The organism is Pleionea sp. WD8-19, assembly GCF_055326765.1.
Genome location: NZ_JBUZOU010000008.1, coordinates 149,602 through 168,832 on the forward strand (window position 1 = coordinate 149,602; position 19,231 = coordinate 168,832).

General features: G+C 40.4%; 14 protein-coding genes. 11 read left to right on the plus strand and 3 right to left on the minus strand.

Annotated features, from left to right (window positions below; genetic code table 11):
- Positions 1 to 2: 2 nt before the first annotated feature.
- The 9 genes from ACTUJY_RS11885 to ACTUJY_RS11925 all read left to right on the plus strand — a co-directional run bounded on the left by ACTUJY_RS11885 (position 3) and on the right by ACTUJY_RS11925 (position 11,949).
- Positions 3 to 575 (plus strand): lysophospholipid acyltransferase family protein, encoded by a 573-nt coding sequence (locus ACTUJY_RS11885; protein ID WP_463616308.1) that lies wholly within the window; start codon positions 3 to 5, stop codon positions 573 to 575.
- Complete coding sequence (locus ACTUJY_RS11890) at positions 553 to 3,873, plus strand: ligand-binding sensor domain-containing protein (protein ID WP_463616309.1); 3,321 nt, start codon at positions 553 to 555, stop codon at positions 3,871 to 3,873. The genes ACTUJY_RS11885 and ACTUJY_RS11890 overlap by 23 nt, the downstream gene beginning before the upstream one ends.
- Positions 3,866 to 5,602 (plus strand): gamma-glutamyltransferase, encoded by a 1,737-nt coding sequence (ggt, locus tag ACTUJY_RS11895; protein ID WP_463616310.1) that lies wholly within the window; start codon positions 3,866 to 3,868, stop codon positions 5,600 to 5,602. Before ACTUJY_RS11890 ends, ggt begins: the two co-directional genes overlap by 8 nt.
- A gap of 103 nt (positions 5,603 to 5,705) precedes the next feature.
- Positions 5,706 to 6,587, plus strand: coding sequence for an alpha/beta fold hydrolase (locus tag ACTUJY_RS11900; protein WP_463616311.1), 882 nt, complete (start codon positions 5,706 to 5,708; stop codon positions 6,585 to 6,587).
- A gap of 346 nt (positions 6,588 to 6,933) precedes the next feature.
- Positions 6,934 to 7,260, plus strand: coding sequence for a hypothetical protein (locus tag ACTUJY_RS11905; protein ID WP_463616312.1), 327 nt, complete (start codon positions 6,934 to 6,936; stop codon positions 7,258 to 7,260).
- Between the two features lie 414 nt (positions 7,261 to 7,674).
- Entirely contained in the window at positions 7,675 to 7,974 is a 300-nt protein-coding gene (locus ACTUJY_RS11910) for a hypothetical protein (RefSeq protein ID WP_463616313.1), read from the plus strand.
- Between the two features lie 332 nt (positions 7,975 to 8,306).
- Positions 8,307 to 8,852 (plus strand): dihydrofolate reductase family protein, encoded by a 546-nt coding sequence (locus tag ACTUJY_RS11915; protein ID WP_463616314.1) that lies wholly within the window; start codon positions 8,307 to 8,309, stop codon positions 8,850 to 8,852.
- A 407-nt stretch (positions 8,853 to 9,259) separates the two neighbouring features.
- Positions 9,260 to 11,494, plus strand: coding sequence for a catalase/peroxidase HPI (katG, locus tag ACTUJY_RS11920; protein WP_463616355.1), 2,235 nt, complete (start codon positions 9,260 to 9,262; stop codon positions 11,492 to 11,494).
- Between the two features lie 89 nt (positions 11,495 to 11,583).
- Positions 11,584 to 11,949: a VOC family protein gene (locus ACTUJY_RS11925; protein ID WP_463616315.1), complete on the plus strand. Its 366-nt coding sequence runs from the start codon at positions 11,584 to 11,586 to the stop codon at positions 11,947 to 11,949.
- Positions 11,950 to 11,991: 42 nt separating this feature from the next.
- Here the strand turns inward: ACTUJY_RS11925 and ACTUJY_RS11930 are convergent, their stop codons facing one another.
- Positions 11,992 to 12,876, minus strand: a complete 885-nt coding sequence (locus ACTUJY_RS11930; RefSeq protein WP_463616316.1) for a LysR family transcriptional regulator — start codon at positions 12,874 to 12,876, stop codon at positions 11,992 to 11,994.
- Between the two features lie 109 nt (positions 12,877 to 12,985).
- Between ACTUJY_RS11930 and ACTUJY_RS11935 the strand changes: the two genes are divergently transcribed.
- Entirely contained in the window at positions 12,986 to 14,074 is a 1,089-nt protein-coding gene (locus ACTUJY_RS11935; protein ID WP_463616317.1) for an efflux RND transporter periplasmic adaptor subunit, read from the plus strand.
- A complete protein-coding gene (locus ACTUJY_RS11940; protein WP_463616318.1) occupies positions 14,074 to 17,124 on the plus strand; it encodes an efflux RND transporter permease subunit in 3,051 nt (1,016 codons plus the stop codon). Before ACTUJY_RS11935 ends, ACTUJY_RS11940 begins: the two co-directional genes overlap by 1 nt.
- Positions 17,125 to 17,338: 214 nt before the next feature.
- Here the strand turns inward: ACTUJY_RS11940 and ACTUJY_RS11945 are convergent, their stop codons facing one another.
- The gene (locus ACTUJY_RS11945; protein WP_463616319.1) at positions 17,339 to 18,463 is read right to left on the minus strand and encodes a heparan-alpha-glucosaminide N-acetyltransferase domain-containing protein; all 1,125 of its coding nucleotides are present in this window, start codon (positions 18,461 to 18,463) and stop codon (positions 17,339 to 17,341) included.
- Between the two features lie 18 nt (positions 18,464 to 18,481).
- Positions 18,482 to 19,231, minus strand: coding sequence for a (2Fe-2S)-binding protein (locus ACTUJY_RS11950; RefSeq protein ID WP_463616320.1), 750 nt, complete (start codon positions 19,229 to 19,231; stop codon positions 18,482 to 18,484).

Here is a 19,231-nt window from a genome sequence, read left to right on the forward strand (position 1 = left end):
TTTTGAGTCGTTTTTGCCATTGGCTGCTGAAGCTCTGGGGCTGGAAAGTAGTTGGCCATCAGCCCCGTTTAAAACAGTATGTACTCATATTTGCGCCACATACATCGAATTGGGATGTTTTGATTCTGTTACTGCTTCGTTGTGCAGTGCAGTTAAAACCGAATTTTATTGGTAAGCATACCCTGTTTTGGCCACCATTGGGTTGGTTGTTTAAAGCGGTAGGTGGTGAGCCAGTGAATCGCTCGAAAGCACAAAACGTAGTGGATCAGATAGTCGACAAGTTTAAAACGAATCCGGATTTCAAATTTGCCTTATCTCCGGAAGGTACACGCAGTAAAAAAGATCATTGGAAGACTGGTTTTTATCGAGTGGCATTAAAAGCTAAGGTACCGATACAACTGGTTTACATGGATACCACAACTAAAGAACTGGGCTTTGGTCCTTTACTTTATCCGTCGGGTGATATCGAAGCCGATTTTGCCTGGTTAAAGGCTTTTTATCAGGATAAAAAAGGTTTTCGCCCAGAATTACTTTCGGACATAAGAGTCAATATTGATCCCAAAAGTAAGCATTAATAATCGATCGTTACGCAAGCTAGCCAAACAATGGATGCTTTGGCTGGTTTGTTTCTTTTGTTTTCCTTCTTTTGCAGATCACCATACACTCAACATACAGCCAAAGCTGCATTTAAGTAACTACTCGATTAATGATGGGCTGTCATTAAGCTCCGTGACCTCTTTTGCACAAACCGATGATGGTTATATGTGGATTGGAACTGAAGACGGCTTAAACCGGTTCGACGGATACGAATTTACCGTTTATAAAAAGCACATCGGTGATCTTCAGTCGTTGCCTAATAATATGGTCAACTATTTGCTGGTAGATTCTAAAAAACAGTTGTGGGTTGGGACCGATAAAGGACTTGCTGTAAAACGCTATAACAGCGCTTATTTTGAACGTATTACATTGGCAAACGGAGAAATTACCGGGCGAATAAGTTCGATAGTAGAAGACATTTATGCACGTATCTGGGTGCTTCATAACAATCAGTTATTCGTATACAACGAAACGAATCAATTTTTGGAACCATTTCAGCGCCCCGAAGCGTTAAACGAAACAGATATGTTATTACAAAATATTAAGGGATTACACACTATTGGGTCCTTGCTGCATTTTGCTCAAAATGATTGTCTGTACAGTCTGGACTTGATCAATCACACGGTTAAAAACTTTTGTTTTAACGGCGACTCCGACGAGCCCGCTCGGCAAATTCGGAATATCAGTTCCAATGGTCGCGATATTTTATGGTTGGCAACCAATCGCGGAGCTATTAAATTTAATTTGCTAAATCAACAGTATGAAATTTACAGTGAAGGATCGAACGCTCCTTATTCGATCAGTAACGATCTTGTTCAAAATATTTTTGTCGACAGTACCGAGCGAGTTTGGATCGCAACGGTCGATGGTTTAAACGTTTATGAATCGAATACAGCTCGATTTATACAATACAAACAAAACCTGGTTGACCATCGAGGGCTACTTTCCAATGACATAATGGCACTGTTTGAAGATTCGAATGGACTGATATGGATCGCGACCTATGGCAGTGGTTTTCACATCTGGAATCCACAAACAGCGTTTTTTAATCATTATTTAACTCGCCAACAATCCAGCTATTTCGATATATCTAATGCGGTTCACAGTGTGACCAGCGATTTGTTAGGAAACCTCTGGATTGGTAGTTATGGTGATGGACTGTTTCAGGTCAATTCGGCTCGTACTGAGATCACTCGTATCCTCTCCAGCAATCCCAATGTCGATCTTTCTGAACTGATTGTTTCGGCGTTACATTTCGATATTTACGATAACCTCTGGATTGCAACGAATGAAGGGTTATTGGTTCTCAATCCCGATAATAACTTTGTAGTGAAAATGGAAAGCTCATTATTTCAGGGGTTTGTTACTGCAATAACTGAAGATCGGAATGGTGACTTATGGATAGGGCGAGAATCTGGATTGATAAAAATTGAAGGGGTTACCGGAAAAGTAAAAAGTGACAGTGATTTTCAGTTAAGAAACTTTTCGGCTCGATTGAACAAAGCTTTTGGTGGAGGAGAGCTGTTCATCAACAGCATTTATGAAGATATTCTTGGCTTATTATGGATAGGAACGAATCGAGGTTTGTATTTGTTTGAGCCGGAGTCTGAATTGGAAACTTTGTTTCTATCGGATGAAAACAATAATAAAAGCATCAGCAGTGACTTTATCCAAGTTATTTATGAAGATACCAAAGGCAGCATGTGGATAGGCACAGGAGACGGATTAAACCAGATCATTTTTGACAGCGATCAACCCGAAAACAGTTTTTTTGTGCAATTCACTGAAGATGACGGACTGGTTAACGATTCTATTTACGGCATACAATCGGGTAATGACGAGTCTCTCTGGTTGAGTACCAGCTATGGCTTGCTTCTATTTGATACATCGAGTAATCGTGTTGAGCATTTTACATTGGACGATGGCTTACAAAGCAATGAATTTAACATATGGTCGAGCCATAAAAGTGCTGACGGTGAAATCATGTTTGGTGGAGTTAACGGTGTTACTACGTTTCCTGCTGAATTAGTTTCTCGAAAGTATCTTCAACCGCTATTGAAAATAAATGCCATAGAGGTCAATAATAATTATTTAAGTGCACAGGAACTGGCAGAGAATCGAGTGTTTGTTTCCAGCAGCAACGACTTTATTTCCATAGAAATTGCTGCGATTAAGTTTCACAAAGCCGACAAACAACGCTATCGATACCGGCTTATTGGGTTGAGCGAACAATGGAATGATATTGGAGATACTCGAGTTATCAATATTTTTGGCCTGGAGCCGGGAGAGTATTTGTTAGAAGTAGAGGTAACTGATGAACTCAATAACTGGTTGAGCTTTGAACAACCACTTGTCATTAGAGTAGCCAGTAACTTTTGGAATTCCGATCTTGCTTATTTATTGTACGCTTTAATCTTTTTAATTCTCGTCTCGTCGGCTTGCTATTGGTGGTGGCAACGGTTAAATCGGAAAAGTTTGTTTATTAAACAAGAGCTGGAAAGCAATCGAGACTATGTCAAGCAGTTACGTTTTGACTTGGAGCAAGTTAAAGAAAGCGAAGACTTTAAACACCAAGAAATTCAGCGTCTCGAAAAGCGAATCGATTTTTACAAAGAAAAGCTGGAACAATTTAGTAAAAAAGACAGTCTTACGCATTTATATAAACGAAAATACTTCGAAGAGTTAATCAACCGCGAAGACAATTACCTTCGAGCTCGTAAAATGGTGTTTCCGAAAGGTTGCTTAATAACGGTGACAATCGAAAATTATCAATCACTTTTAAAAACGGAATTTCAAGCAAATGTTGAAGCTGCCATTTCTGAGTTCAGCGACTTAATTAAAGATTATGTTTCAGGGGACGACTTGATCAGCCGTTGGGATGAAAGTACGTTTGTCATGCTGGAATCAGGCGAATTGGAGCAGTTAAAAATGCGGCTATACAATTTTTACCGAATTATTAACAGTCGGTCTTATAATTGCGGTAATGGGCGTTTATTGAAGTTTGACTTTATTCTAACGGTTATTCCTACACCGATATCGAACCATAGAACGGGGTTAATCAATCGGTCGATGATCGTTTATTTGGCAGTTGACCTTATTCAATACTTGAAGGATCAAAAGCAACTCGGCGCTTATATTTTTCGTTGTATTGATGATCGCCATCCCGTAGAGCTTGAGCGGCAACTGTCGGAAGGTGTTGATCAATTGCTGTCCGGTGGTTTTTTCGAACTCAGTAATTTAAAAGAATGTGTTGTTAAGGTTCAAAATAATGCGTAAATGGTATGTTTGTTTTGTTGTTTTAATTTCTTTCAGTAGTTTCGCGAATGAGCAAGCATTGATTGAACCAGAAGCTTTGCACCATCCCGTTAAAGCGAATGGTGCTATGGTTGCTACACAGGAACATCATGCGACAGAGGTTGGCGCAAAAATTTTAGCAAGCGGAGGTAATGCCATCGATGCGGCGGTCGGTATTGGCTTTGCCAAAGCAGTTACTTTACCGAAAGCGGGTAATCTTGGTGGTGGTGGGTTTATGTTGATATACCTTGCAAAAGAAAAGCGCAGCATTGCAATTGACTATCGAGAAACCGCTCCGGCTAAAGCCTTCGAAACCATGTTTCAAAATGAACAGGGTGAGGTCGTTAAAGACGGTTCACGTTTTACAGCTCTGGCGTCTGGGGTGCCAGGAACCGTTGCAGGATTATTGCATGCTTTAGAAAAATACGGAACGATGGATCGCAGTAAAGTAATAGAACCTGCATATCAATTAGCAAAAAATGGAATTATTGCCAACAATCCGTTTTTGGACTCACTTAACCAGAGAAAAGAGCGTTTGCAACAAAACAATGAAGTTAAGCGAATCTATTTTAAGTCCAATGGTGAGAGTTATTTACCAGGTGAACGTATTCGCTTTCCAGATTTAGCTTGGTCATTACAACAAATAATGAAGCAAGGGCGAACTGGATTTTATGAAGGTGAAGTTGCTGATCGACTGATCACATTTATGAATACTGAACGCGGTTTCATGTCGCATTCCGATTTAAAAAATTATCGAGTTGTCGAGAGAGCCGCAGTTTTCGGTGACTATCGAGGCTATCAGGTTATTTCTATGCCTCCGCCCAGCTCAGGGGGCGTTCATGTTATACAAGCACTTAATATTTTAGAAAATTTCGATTTAAAATCGCTTGGATGGGGCAGTGCAAAATCCATCCACCTAATGAGTGAGACTTTTCGTCGTATCTATGCTGATCGTAGTAAGCATTTGGGAGATCCTGATTTTTATGATGTGCCAGTTAAAAAAATAATCGATAAAAATTATGCGAAACAGTTAGCAAAGTCTATCGATATGAATAAAGCAAGTGACTCATCGAGTATCTTAGCCGCAAGCTTTTTAAATCACGAAAGCCCTCAAACGACACACTACTCTGTGGTTGATCAATGGGGCAATATAGTGAGCAACACTTACACGCTTAACTTCAGTTTTGGTTCGGGTAAAATTGCGCCCGGTACGGGCTTCTTTTTAAATAATGAAATGGATGACTTTTCAATTAAACCTGGTGTGCCAAATGCCTACGGGTTAATTGGTGGCAAAGCAAATGCCATAGAGCCACTTAAGCGACCATTAAGTTCAATGACGCCAACTATCGTATTGAAAAATGGAGAACCTTTTTTAATCACGGGCAGCCCTGGCGGCAGTAAAATTATAACCGCTGTTTTGCATCAAATCGTGAATACCATTGATTTTGATATGAATATTTCTGAAGCCGCCAATGTACCGCGTTTTCACCATCAGTGGAAACCCGATTCACTTTATATGGAAAAAGGTTTTTCTCCAGATACGATTCGTATACTGCAACAAATGGGACACAGTGTTAAATTTTCTCGTGCTTCAGGGAGTATTCAGTCGATCTCAAAAAGTCACGGTTGGTGGTTAGGCGCGTCGGATCCTCGTCGGACGGGTGCGCAAACCATTGGTGTGATGAAAGATGGCTCACTGATCTATTATTAAATTCCACAGGTTCAAGCGATTTTAATTATTGGTTTAGGTATAATAGCTCGATAATTCAAGTTTACAGTGTTAAAAAAGCATAGAGAAAGTTTAATAAATTGCTATGAGAATATTAAACCTTGCATTAATTATAGGATTAGTAGTCATTTCGTATGGTGTAACGGCAGAAACCGTTGTAATAGATGAAAATCTCACCATTCATTATGAACAGGCGGGAAGTGGTAAGACAACGATTATTTTTATTCCAGGATGGATGATGTCAACGGATGTTTTTGAACATCAACTCGTCCACTTTAAACATTCGAAAAAGTATACAGCTCTGACTTTCGATCCGAGAGGCCAAGGAAAATCGTCAAAACCAGTAGAGGGGCACACTTACCAACAGCATGCTCGTGATCTCGCTCAACTAATTGAAAAGCTGGAGTTAAAGGAAGTTATTTTGGCTGGATGGTCTTATGGTGTGACTGAGCAATTGTCTTATATAAACCAGTTTGGTACCGATAAGATCAAAGCGATGATAATGATTGATACGGGACCCAATATAGCAGGTGAGTCCTATGATGAATGGGTCTGGTACTTAAATGATGATGCAAATGGTTATTCAAGATCTTTTACTGAGGGGATCATAGAAGATCGAGACAAGGTTATTAAAGAGTTTTGCAAATGGATGCTCGAAAATCCCACAACTGAAAAGTTAGCTTGGCTCACAAAGATCGCAAGCCAGACTTCAAGCAGCGTAGCTTCCATTACTAATGCCACAGGGTTTTATTTAGATTACAGTGAGGATCTTGAAGCATTAGAGGGTAAAGTGCCTTTAATGTATATTGTTAGGGATGAGATGAAAGTCGTGGCGGATAAGTGGATTAAAGCCAACACTCCATCGGCCAGTACTTTCTATATGGGTAAGCATATGATGTTTTGGGAGAGGCCGAAAGAATTTAATAAAGCACTGGATGAATTCCTATTAAGTATTGAAGCAAAGTGAGCGCATCGTCTATATTTTCGATGATGGGTTGAGTGAACTTTTTGCTATTACCGTCTATCAAGTCTTGAAAGTAGCTAAAAATTGTTAATCCTAACGCATTTGACGGAGAGAGGTAATCAAATATTCCTTAGCTGAATGAAGTCGCGTTGGTATAATTAAAACGATTGTGCTTTCACAAGGACTAATAGATCAAAATTTGACTATCTCTTTTTTATTGGTTTTGGAAATAAGCTAAAACCTTTTGTGGGTATAGTTTTTCCAAGTGTATAAATGGGAATATGCACATTTTTTATTGAAGGTGAATAAGCTATTATTTTTCACTTAAATTTCAATATAGAGAGATAAAATGACTACAAAATTATTGATTACGGTTGGTATGACTGCTTTGTTGCTATCAGGGTGCGCCTCTAATCCAGCCGCTGGAGTTGTTCCAAAATTGGCTAATGGTGACGAAACGCCTCCGGATATTTCTGCTAAGTATGTAGAACAAGGCGCATGGTTCCAAAGCAGTAAAAATGAGAAATTGGATTACCCAGAATTCGCCGATAAAAAATGTCAAGATAGAGGCTTTAAGAAGTTTAAAGCTTTTAGAGCTGGGTATGCATCGTCATCTTCTTTCGGAGGGTTACCTTCAGGCGATACCACTAGAACAATTGATATTTGGTGTGAGTAATTAGTTTATTTTTTGTATACATTAATGATAATAGGTGTAGGAGTTTTACGGCTAACGGCTTCTACGCCTATTAAATGTGTATAAAAGTTAGACAAAATAAAGGTGTCGCTAATCAATTTATTTCATGGATCAAAACAGCAAATTATTCGAACTCGTTGATGGATCAGTTTGAACTCAATCTCGTAATTTCTGACTTAATGATTCTGGCGGGCCAGCAACTTTTAAACCTGCATTGCCAATTTTAAATCACTCTAGTTTTAAGATACTGCTGGGTGCTAGTTCGTGCTGTTCTAAGATATTTGGAAAATTGAGTGAATTAACTGCGATTTTCGTCTCATAAGATTCGACGGGCAGTATATTATAGATTAACGTAGTCATTCAAAATGTCGATAGTAAGAATGCAGGTGAAGTTCCATGATTACCTATAAATATGAAGAAGAAAAGTTGGTTGTACTGTTATTCGCAAAATTGTTGTGCGACCAAAGGGCCGAAAAGATCTTAAATGAAGGCGTTGTCAATTCTAGCGAACAGGCAACCTATTTGAGTAAGTTTTTTTGGAAAATGGTCAGCGAATCTGTTAGTAACAAGGAGCTAGAGTTGCCATGCGACGGCAGTGCTCAATACTGGACGGAAAAGCTTTATCATTCTATTGGCGGATACCTTGAAAGGTCTGGATTCGAAGAAGAATGGAATATGGAAATTAATAATGCATAAATAGGGTAAAAGGACACGAAGCGGACAATATAAGAGTTCTTTAAAGCTGTGAGTTTCCGTTTTTGATAATTCGCGGAGTGAGCGATTAGCAAAAAAATATTGAAAAACATTAAATCAACGTAAAACTGACGTTCCTGTCGTTATATTAGTATTCAGAATACATCCTCGTTGTCATGCAGAAGTTGAAGTAAGTTTCTCAAGGGTTTGCTTTTAATGATATTTACAACTATTAGTATGTGATGTGGCACTCTATGGTGAACTAAATCATTTTAAGCTTCACTTGTGACCGTTCATTATCTTTGTTTGCGTAATAGAATTGTGGAGATGGATCCTTGGTAGCTAAAGTTTCTGTTTTTGTAGCGACAAGCTTAGATGGTTTTATTGCAAGGCCTGATGGCGATCTTGATTGGCTCGATAAAGCAAATAAGAAAGTGCCGAAAGAGGAAGATTGTGGCTACAATAATTTTATTTCTGACATTGATATCATCGTAATGGGAAGTAACACTTTTCGGAAGTCTCTCGAATTCAAGCCTTGGCCGTATATTGGTAAACGCGTGCTCGTTCTCAGTGAAAGCGGTGTAAGTATTCCAGAAAACCTTATTGGAAACGTAAAAGTTGGAAAAGGAGAACCTAAAGTCCTATGTAAAAATTTAACGGAAAAAGGGTTTAACCATATTTATGTGGATGGAGGTAATACAATTCAGCGGTTTTTCGCTTCGCAAATGGTGAACGAAATTACTGTCACAATTATTCCCGTGCTAATAGGCAAAGGCATTCGTCTTTTTGGAGAGCTACCTTCGGATATCGAGCTCGAACTCGAATATTGCAAACCCTTTAATTTTGGCTACATTCAAAGTAGATACAAAGTAGTCCTATGATGACAATTATCAGTCGTTTGGACTTTCAAGTGGTTTCGTTCTATCGGACCAAACTATTTAACACCCTTCTCACTAGCGGCTCAGGGTTGAAAAGTGACATTCGGATAAACGATTGATGGATTGAACTAAAAGATTAAGGAACCAGAACAATTACATTAGCGAGATAGCTGTTGATTTAAAAAACAGATTTCAGTAATCGATTTATTCAATTGTCGTTCACCCCAATAACGTCCTAAGGTTTTAATGAGGCGTTAGATACGCATTCTTTCTCATCGCGATAAGGGATTTTTTAATCCTTTATTTATTGTGTGTGTCGCTTTAATTTTATGAATCCATATAACATTTAAATAGACTCCGTCCAAAAGGGAGGGCTGCTCGTGATAAGTAAAGTATTTGTACATAACAGTATGATTAAAGGCATTGCATTATCAATATTTGCTATATCTTTGTCAGATATATCGGCAAATAATGAGAGGGAAGCGAGTAAAAATATCGCCGCAGAAAAAAAAGCTAGGAGCAATCAGTTTTGGTGGCCTGATCAACTTGACCTTACTCCATTAAGGGATCATGACTACCGCTCTAATCCATTAGGTGACGATTTTGACTACGCAAAAGCATTTAACAAACTTGATTTAACAAAAGTTAAATCGGATATCAATCAGGTACTTACTGACTCCCAGGATTGGTGGCCCGCTGATTTTGGTAACTATGGTCCTTTCTTTATTCGCATGGCTTGGCACAGTGCTGGTACTTACCGAACTCTTGACGGACGAGGTGGTGGAGATGGAGGGCAAATGCGTTTTGACCCGCTCAACAGCTGGCCAGATAATGGTAACTTAGATAAAGCTCGACGATTGCTTTGGCCTGTGAAAAAGAAATACGGTGAGAATTTATCTTGGGGTGACTTGATGATCCTCGCGGGTAATGTTGCACTGGAAAACATGGGCTTTAAAACGTTTGGATTTGCCGGTGGCCGAGCAGATGATTGGGAGCCGGATATTGTGTACTGGGGACCTGAATTAGAAATGTTAGCCAGCGATAGAGAAGAGCATGGTGGTGAACTTCAACGACCATTGGGTGCCACTCATATGGGGTTGATTTATGTTAACCCAGAAGGTCCCAAGGGAAAGCCGGATCCGTTAGGGTCCGCTAAAAACATCAGAGTGGCTTTCGGTCGTATGGCCATGAATGATGAAGAGACGGTCGCTCTAATAGCAGGAGGCCACACGTTTGGCAAAATGCATGGTGCACACAATGCAAAGAAATGTGTTGGCGTTGAACCTGCAGCAAGTGCTATCGAAGCCCAAGGGTTAGGTTGGAAAAATAATTGTGGGAAAGGGCATTCAGAAGATACTGTGACAAGTGGACTAGAAGGTGCATGGACACAATTACCGACTCAATGGACAACCCTGTACTTATCGAACTTACTTAAATTTGAGTGGAAACAGGTTTTCAGTCCGGCAGGAGGCATTCAATGGGTTCCTACCGATGAATCAGCGCATAAGTCTGTTCCCGATGCACACATTAAAGAAAAGAAAAACTCACCGGTGATGACAACGGCTGACCTAGCATTAAAGTTTGATTCGAGCTATCGAAAAATTGCGGAGCGATTTTTAGCTAACCCCGAAGAATATCGATTAGCTTTTGCAAAAGCATGGTATAAGCTTACACATCGTGATCTGGGGCCAACTTCACGATACCTCGGGAATATGCAACCGGACGAAACTTTAATCTGGCAAGATCCCATTCCCGAAATTGATTATACCTTGGTAAGTGCGGATGACGTGGAAAAACTTAAACGGGATATATTAAAGTCAGGATTAACCCTATCTGAGTTGGTTCGAACGGCTTGGGCGTCAGCTTCAAGTTTTCGGTCGAGTGATATGCGGGGGGGGGCGAATGGTGCTCGTATCGCGCTTGCGCCTCAAAAAGATTGGGAAGTGAACAATCCAGCTGAATTAAAAAGGGTGTTGGGTAAACTGAAAAGCATTCAAAAAAAATTCAATATAAATTCAAAAAACAATACTCAAATATCACTTGCCGATTTGATTGTTTTAGGAGGTGCTGCAGCGATTGAAAAAGCAGCTCAGGATGTCGGAATAAAAATAAACGTATCCTTTGTACCAGGTCGAAATGATACAACGCAAGCACTCACAGATATAGAATCCTTTGAGCTGTTAAAGCCTACAGCTGATGCTTTTCGAAATTACTTTAATGTCAAGGAAAGTTACCTTTCTCCTGCAGAAATGTTGGTTGATAAGGCCGATCAATTGAATTTGACGGTACCTGAAATGACCGTGTTGATAGGTGGATTGCGTGTGCTGAATGCGAATAGTCGTGGAGTACAGCACGGTATATTTACGAACCGCGCTGGAACGCTTACCAATGACTATTTTGTAAACTTGCTTGATATGTCAACGGTTTGGCAAAAAGCAAAAACAGAGGGGCTGTATGAAGGCGTTGATCGAAAGTCAGGAAAAGTAAAATATACGGCAACGCCGGTTGATCTTGTTTTCGGCTCTAATGCGGAGTTACGAGCGATAGCGGAAGTTTATGCATTTGATAACTCGATGCAGCGCTTTGTTCACGATTTTGCAAAAGCTTGGACAAAAGTAATGCAGCTCGATCGGTTCGACATTTGAGCGTTCCGTAACGACAGCAATCATTAATCTTTAAAAAGCGAGTTGTCTTTCAGTGCAACTCGTTTATTGGACAAGTCGATGGAGCGAAAATGAAACCAAAGTTTTTCCCAGGTAAAAATATTGCTATAAAAGTTCCGTGTCATGAATACGAACAAACCGTCGACTTTTATGAAAATATACTGTGTCTTTCCCGAAAAGAAATAACGTCTTCCGATCCTTTCCCATCGGTTGCATTTGTGTTTGGCGATAAAAACCTATGGGTTGATAAAATTGATGGTTTAAGTCAGGCTGAAATTTGGCTTGAAATTGAAACCTCAAATATAAATGAAGCAAAACAGTATTTATCGGAAAAGGGTTGTGATTTTCGTGACGAGATTGAAAAGCTTCCGGAGTCCGTAAATGGCTTTTGGATAAGCAGTCCGTCTAATATTATTCACTTAATTGTTGAAATGTAAAAGTTAAAAAGTGTTATACAGACAAGGATTGCATAGCTATTATCAAGTATTTAACTTTAATCGCTCCCAAATGTATTCGGCAACAGGTCCATGTGTTCGATCAAAACGTCGAAATGCACGGATCTCACCTTTAAACTCCCATTCAAAGTCATCCAGCTCAATTTGTGTCAGAGTTTGGTTTTGCAGATCCTCTTCTACGTAGTGCTTTGGTATCATCCCCCAGCCCAAATTGTTTAAAAGCATACGACGAGCGGTTTCGATATCGGTCACTCGAAACTGTTGGCTCGCTGATTTAAAAGCAGAAAGACTGTCGTTATCGAAGTTCAGCGCACTTTCATGAGTTGTAATTATGGGATATTTGCTTAAGCGTGATAGAGTGAGCTTACTTTCTTGTTCCAGTAATTGGGGCGATACGGCAAGAATTAAGTGGTATTCACCCAGTACCTGCGTTTCAAAATCACCACTGGAGTGCATCACATGAAACCACGGACCGATACCTAAATCTGATTGCTTTTCACTGATATGTTGCAAGGAGGAAAATCGAAAGCCGCTGGAAATATTAAATTGTGTTGCCTTAAACCGAAGTAACGTTTCATTGAGCGCGTGCATGAACAAATTAGGAGGACAGGCGTTTTCAAAGGTGATGCTGAAATCCGGTTCTTCACCTTGCGCTAACTGATTGCCTAATGTTTGTAGGCGATCCATACCCTGCAAAATTATTTTGGCTTGCCGATAAAAGGTCTTGCCCCTTTGAGTGAGCTTAAGTCGATACTCGCGACGATCCAGTAATTCGAAGCCTAAGGACACTTCCAACTTCTTGATGGCCATAGATAACGCAGGTTGAGTTTTGTGCAGCTGTTCAGCCGCGCCTTTCAGGCTGCCTTCTTCTACAATATGTTGCAGGATGCGTAATTGCTCTAGGTTCATAAATAATATTTAACATGTTGCTAATATAAGTTAAATATTATTTTAACAGGTTTAACGTTAATATTCCGAAATGAATACCGCGCAACTCCTTGAAACAAATGAGGTTTCAATGAAAACATTAATCCATTTATCGATTTTTACCCTCCTGGTTCTTGTAATCAGCGCCTGCCAGCCAACAGAACAAGAGCCGCCATCCGAAGCCATTCGTCCGGCCAAGATCATCCAGGTAACGGACGAGTCAACAGATACCATTCGAAGTTTTCCTGCCACGGTAGAAGCTAACTTGGGTGCAAGTTTGGCGTTTCGTGTCAGTGGTGAATTAATCGAATTTCCTGTTAAGCCGGGTCAATTGGTAGAAAAAGGGCAGCTACTGGCTCGATTGGATCCAGAAGATTTTAAATTACGATTAAATGATCGCGAAGCGCGATACGAGTTAGCCAAATCACAATTTGAACGCGCTAACTCATTAAAGGAAAAAAATCTTGCAGCGCAATCTCAGCTCGATGAAGCACGTGCAAATTTATTAATTGCTGAAGCGGAGTTGGAAAAAGCACGCTCCGATTTGGAATATACGGAACTGCGAGCACCCTATGAAGGATCAATTGCCCAGGTATATGTTAAAAACCGAGAAAATATTCAAGCCAAACAAAACATTCTTCGACTGTTAAATCGTGACCGAATGGATGTTTCGATTCAGGTTCCAGAACGAATTATGGCGCGCGTGAAGCGTAACGAGAAGTATCAGCCCAGCGTTACCTTCGATGCATTACAGGAAAAAGAATATTTACTGAATGTGAAAGAGTGGGATACGCAAGCTGATCCTACAACGTTAACTTATAAAGTTGTTTTTTCGTTACCGACGCCGCAAGAGTTAAACGTATTACCGGGAATGACAGCAAAAGTACATATCGATTTAAGTCAGCTAGGTGTTGTATCAGCAAATCATATCGTATTACCGGTTGAAGCTATATTCGCACTTGAAGGCGAGTTACCGAAACAAGGCGAAGGGTATGTTTGGAAATACGATCCAAAATCACAGGAAGTTCAAAGGCAAAAAGTAACGCTTGGTCAAATACACAATGAAGGACAGGTGATATTATCAGGAGTTTCGGTAGGCGACCATGTAGTAACGGCTGGGGTTCACTATCTTAAACCAGGAATGAAAGTTCGCCCCTGGTCAAAAGAGCGGGGTATCTAATGAGTCTTGCTCAACTTTCGATAGAAAAAAAAGTCATCAGTTGGATGCTGGCACTGCTCTTTTTCGTTGGTGGTATTTTCAGTTATCTGGGATTGGGTCAACTGGAAGATCCTGAATTTACACTTAAACAAGCAATGGTTATCACCGCTTATCCTGGTGCAAGCCCGGAGCAGGTGGAGGAAGAAGTTACTTATCCCATTGAAAATGCGATTCAATCGTTACCCTATGTTGATCACGTTACTTCGATTTCATCGGCGGGATTGTCGCAGATTATTGTTGAGATGAAAAACATCTACCGTAAAAAAGATTTGCAACAAATTTGGGATGAACTCAGACGCAAGGTCAGTGACAACGCCAGTCGTTTGCCACCTGGTGTGAATCCTTCACAAGTGTATGATGATTTTGGTGATGTTTACGGTATTTTGTACGCTATAACAGGTGACGGGTACCAGTTTGAGGAGCTCAGTGATTACGTCAACTATTTGAAGCGTGAGTTGGTGCTGGTGAAAGGTGTCGGCAAAGTTACTACGGCCGGTAACCTGCAAGACCAAGTGGTGGTTGAAGTTTCCAGCCATCGATTATCGACATTGGGTATACCACCTAGTCATATTTTTCAGTTATTGCAAAATCAAAACATCGTTTCCAATGCCGGCCGTATTAAAGTGGGTGGAGAGTCCATTCGTTTTCATCCTACGGGAGAATTTAAAAGTGTTCGAGAGTTGGAGAGTTTATTAATATCCAAACCCGGTGACTCCAAGCTCATTTATCTGGGAGATGTCGCGCAAATTTCCAAGCAATACGTTGAAGTACCTGACAACATCGTGGGCTACAACGGAAACAAAGCTATCTTTCTTGGTGTTTCTTTTTCTTCCGGTGTGAACGTAGTTGAAGTAGGTCAAAAAATTGATCATCGCCTCGCAGAAATAGAACATCTTCGCCCCGTCGGGATGGAAATTAATACCGTTTATAAACAACCAGCCGAAGTGGAACAGTCTGTATCGGGCTTTATTATTAGCTTAATTCAAGCAATTGCCATTGTGATATTAGTGTTGCTTTTGTTTATGGGTTTGCGTAGTGGTGTATTAATTGGCTTGATTCTTTTGTTGACTGTTTTAGGTACTTTTATTTTTATGAAGTTATTCGCAATTGATTTACAGCGAATATCGCTAGGAGCATTGATCATTGCTCTTGGAATGCTAGTCGATAATGCCATTGTGATCACTGAAGGTATTTTGGTGGGCGTTAAACGAGGGCATACCAAGATGCAGGCGGCAATAAATATTGTTGAACAAACCAAGTGGCCGTTGTTGGGGGCAACGGTAATCGCGATTACTGCTTTTGCGCCAATAGGACTCTCTTCTGATGCTACCGGAGAGTTCGCCGGAAGTCTGTTTCATGTCTTGTTAATTTCTTTGTTTTTAAGTTGGGTCACCGCGATTACTTTAACACCGTTTTTCGCAGATCTATTTTTCAAAGAAAATAAGAAAAACCAAATGCAAGATGAAAGCGATCCCTATAAAGGCGTTTTGTTTGAGTTGTATCGGGAGCTGCTGGTTAAAAGCTTGCGTCACAGAGCGGTGACTTTATCGATAATGATTGTACTTTTGTTGCTTTCCTTTATTGGATTCGGACAGGTTAAGCAGGCATTCTTTCCAGCCTCTAACACACCTATGTTTTATGTGGATTATTGGCGCTATCAGGGGTCGGATATTCGAGAGACGCAAAAAGATATTCAAGCATTGCAATCGTATCTTTTACAACAAGAATCAGTTGTGGAGGTTTCAACCACTGTAGGGCGCGGCGCACCTCGGTTTATGCTGACTTACGCGCCGCAAAAATCGTATAAAGGTTATGGTCAATTAATTGTTCGCGTTAAAGACCGCGAACAAGTTGAACCTATCATGGGGCAGGTACGTGAGTACGCAAAGTTGCACTTTCTTAATGCCAATGTAAAGGTGAAGCCGATGGAAATAGGTCCCTCAACGGAATCGAAAATCGCTGCTCGTTTTATTGGTCCAGATCCCACTATTCTTCGTGAATTAGCGCAACAAGCGGAATCTATTTTAATGCAAGACAGCGGCGCGCATAATATTCGTCATGATTGGCAGCAACCGAGCAAAATAATCCGGCCACAATTTAATGAAGCAATTGCACGTCGATTAGGGATCAGTAAGTCGGATTTGGATGAACTGCTGCTTACCAATTTTAGCGGCAAACAAATCGGCATTTATCGAGAGGGTACTCGTATTCTACCCATTATTGCTCGTTCACCTGCAAGCGAAAGGCTTTCAATAGATAGCTTAACGGATCTGCAAATTTACAGCCCCGTGTTAAAGGTTTATGTGCCGATTACACAAGTAGTCGATGCTTTTACCTTAGAATGGGAAAACGCGTTGATTATGCGTCGTGATAGAAAACGGACGATTACGGTACAGGCCGATCACGACGTACTCGGGGATGAAACCGCGGCTACATTATTCAAGCGTGTTCGGCCTAAAATTGAATCCATTGAGCTGCCACCTGGCTATTCTCTGGATTGGGGTGGGGAGCATGAGTCGTCATCGAAAGCCAGAAAGGCTATTTTCGGTTCACTGCCACTGGGTTATTTGGCCATGTTTATGATCACTGTTTTGTTGTTTAATGCAATCAGAACACCCTTGGTTATATGGGCCACAGTACCCTTGGCGATTATCGGTGTGACATTAGGTTTGTTGGTCATGGATGCACCTTTTAGCTTTATGGCTTTATTAGGGCTACTGAGTCTGTCAGGCATGATTATTAAAAATGGCATCGTATTAGTTGATCAGGTGCATATTGAAATGAAGCAAGGCAAAACAGCTTATCAAGCTGTTGTTGATGCTGGGGTCAGTCGTGTTCGACCGGTTTCTATGGCAGCGATCACTACCATACTTGGGATGATTCCATTGCTCTTTGATGTGTTTTTTAAGTCAATGGCCGTAACCATTATGTTTGGTCTCGGATTTGCCACTTTATTGACTTTGATTGTGGTGCCCGTGTTATACGCGACGCTTTATAGAATAAAAGAGTGAGCATTTTTTAATTTCATATTTTAATTTTAGAGGACACTGCGTTTTTTGGGCATTGAGATTAAAATGATGACTCTGTCTTGAGCTCGGCGCTTATAAGAATGTTTGTGTTTTTACTAGGAAACTAAAAATACGAATTGATACTCGAGAATATTAAATCCTGTGGTCCGGGAGGAGCAAAGCACCCTCCCGGATTTTTAATTTGATATGGAAAAAGCTAAACCTTTTTCAAGCAGTGATTCGTCAGTACTTTTTCTTTACGATTTGACGTATTTTCTTTTAAATAGGTAAGTGTGATATCCAATAACCGTTGTACTATAAAAGTCAAAGTGATCATTACAGGTAGCGAAGTAATTAGTGCAAGCGGAGAGAGCGTTTGGAATCCAACAATGCCCATGCCCCAACACACCAGTGTCCATTGAATGACGTAAACACTGGTCACCTTTCTACTGCAATAGGACAGTAAACGAAACGTGAGTGGTAGGTGATATTTCCGACTGAATAAATATATTCCCCAGAGCATAATAAGATTTAGACCAGTCAGATAAAAAACACCACCAGGCCCAAGATGAAAGAAGTCATTAAAGTGATACTCAAAATTAAAGAGCATCAAACAGCCACCTATCACAAGAAAAACTAAGCCAGACTGGGCCATGCGTTGAAACACCCATTCTTGAGAATGGTTCTTCTCTCGATACAAGCGTCCAAAAAACAAGCCGAACAAAACACACGATACCCAGGGGAATGCTGGAAAGTAAACATTAAACTTGTTGCCAAAAAGTAGATCGAGGACATAGTCAACACCCTTTATTCCGAGTTGAAATCCGCTTAACATCTGGGAGACGCTGGCTATGAGTATTGCTAATGCAAGAATGGTAAACTTACTAAGGGTAAATTGTCGGATTATGGCGATTAAAAACAGGGATACACCTGCCAGCTGCAAAATATCGCCGGTTAAAATAAGGTACAAGTACTGATGTGTATTGAGTGGGCTTTGCCAACCATAAGCTTCGATAAAACTTTCCGGCATGGTACCGACAAGAATAGGGACTATAAATTTTAATCCATTCAAACCGTAGCCGACCAAGAGTAGAACAACGCTGCGAATTAAGGCATCTTTGGCTGACGATTGTTGTGACAGTGCTAAAGAAAAGCCCATTAAAACTAAAAATGCAGCAGTACCTTTTCCGAGAAAGTGTAGCGTATGCCCAATGATGGACTCAGTTTGAGCGTACTGACTACCATACATCCAAAGGGTATGTACCATTATCATCAATATAACCGCCAAGCCACGGCCAAGGTCGAGTGTTAATATTCGTTCGCAATTATTTTTTGAATTCATATTGAAGTTGCTCATGTATCATTTGAGTTTTGGGCAGTTGGAACATAGGTTGTCAGACTCCAATAAATAATGAAAACAGCAGCTACGACGTATTACGTCGTTTCTTAAGTGTTGCTGGTTCCAGTCAAATAGCGGTTGTTTAATGTTGATTTCCCAACCTTGTAGCCACAACCAAGCATAGTATTCCAATTGTTCGTTTGAGATTTTTTGCGGACTTATGCTCTGTAATCGGACTAGTGAAAACAGTAGACAGTCATGTACGAGGCGTATGGCAATCGCTTCTTTCATTGGTTTTACCGAATTGAAATTATTTAGCAATAACAGGATCTGTTCTCTCAGTTGTTCACGCGTATGTTTAATGGCTTCCTCTTTGCTATTTTCAATGGAATAAAAAGACCCCATTGCACACAGTTGTGGTTTCCCTTTGTCGATTTGAATGTAAAAGTAATTCATATCGAGACTCATTTTAAACTCAACAGCAGCCAATGAGGATAAATAGATCGGCTTCCAAATCAGCAATTGCCAACTTCTTAAAGAACAGTAAACCCTGTATCCATTTGTATGCTCTCGAACCAAGGTTTCATAAATTTCGAAAATATTTAATGGTGAAACGCTCTTCAGCTGAGACCAACAGTCTAGTGAAACATCAACTTCACTATCCTTTATTAATTCACAATGCATTTCTTTGGCGAGTGATTGCCACTTGTTAAAAACATCCGCTTTTAACAAGGGGCAACGATTAGCGGTTTCCAATAAAGAGTGCATCAT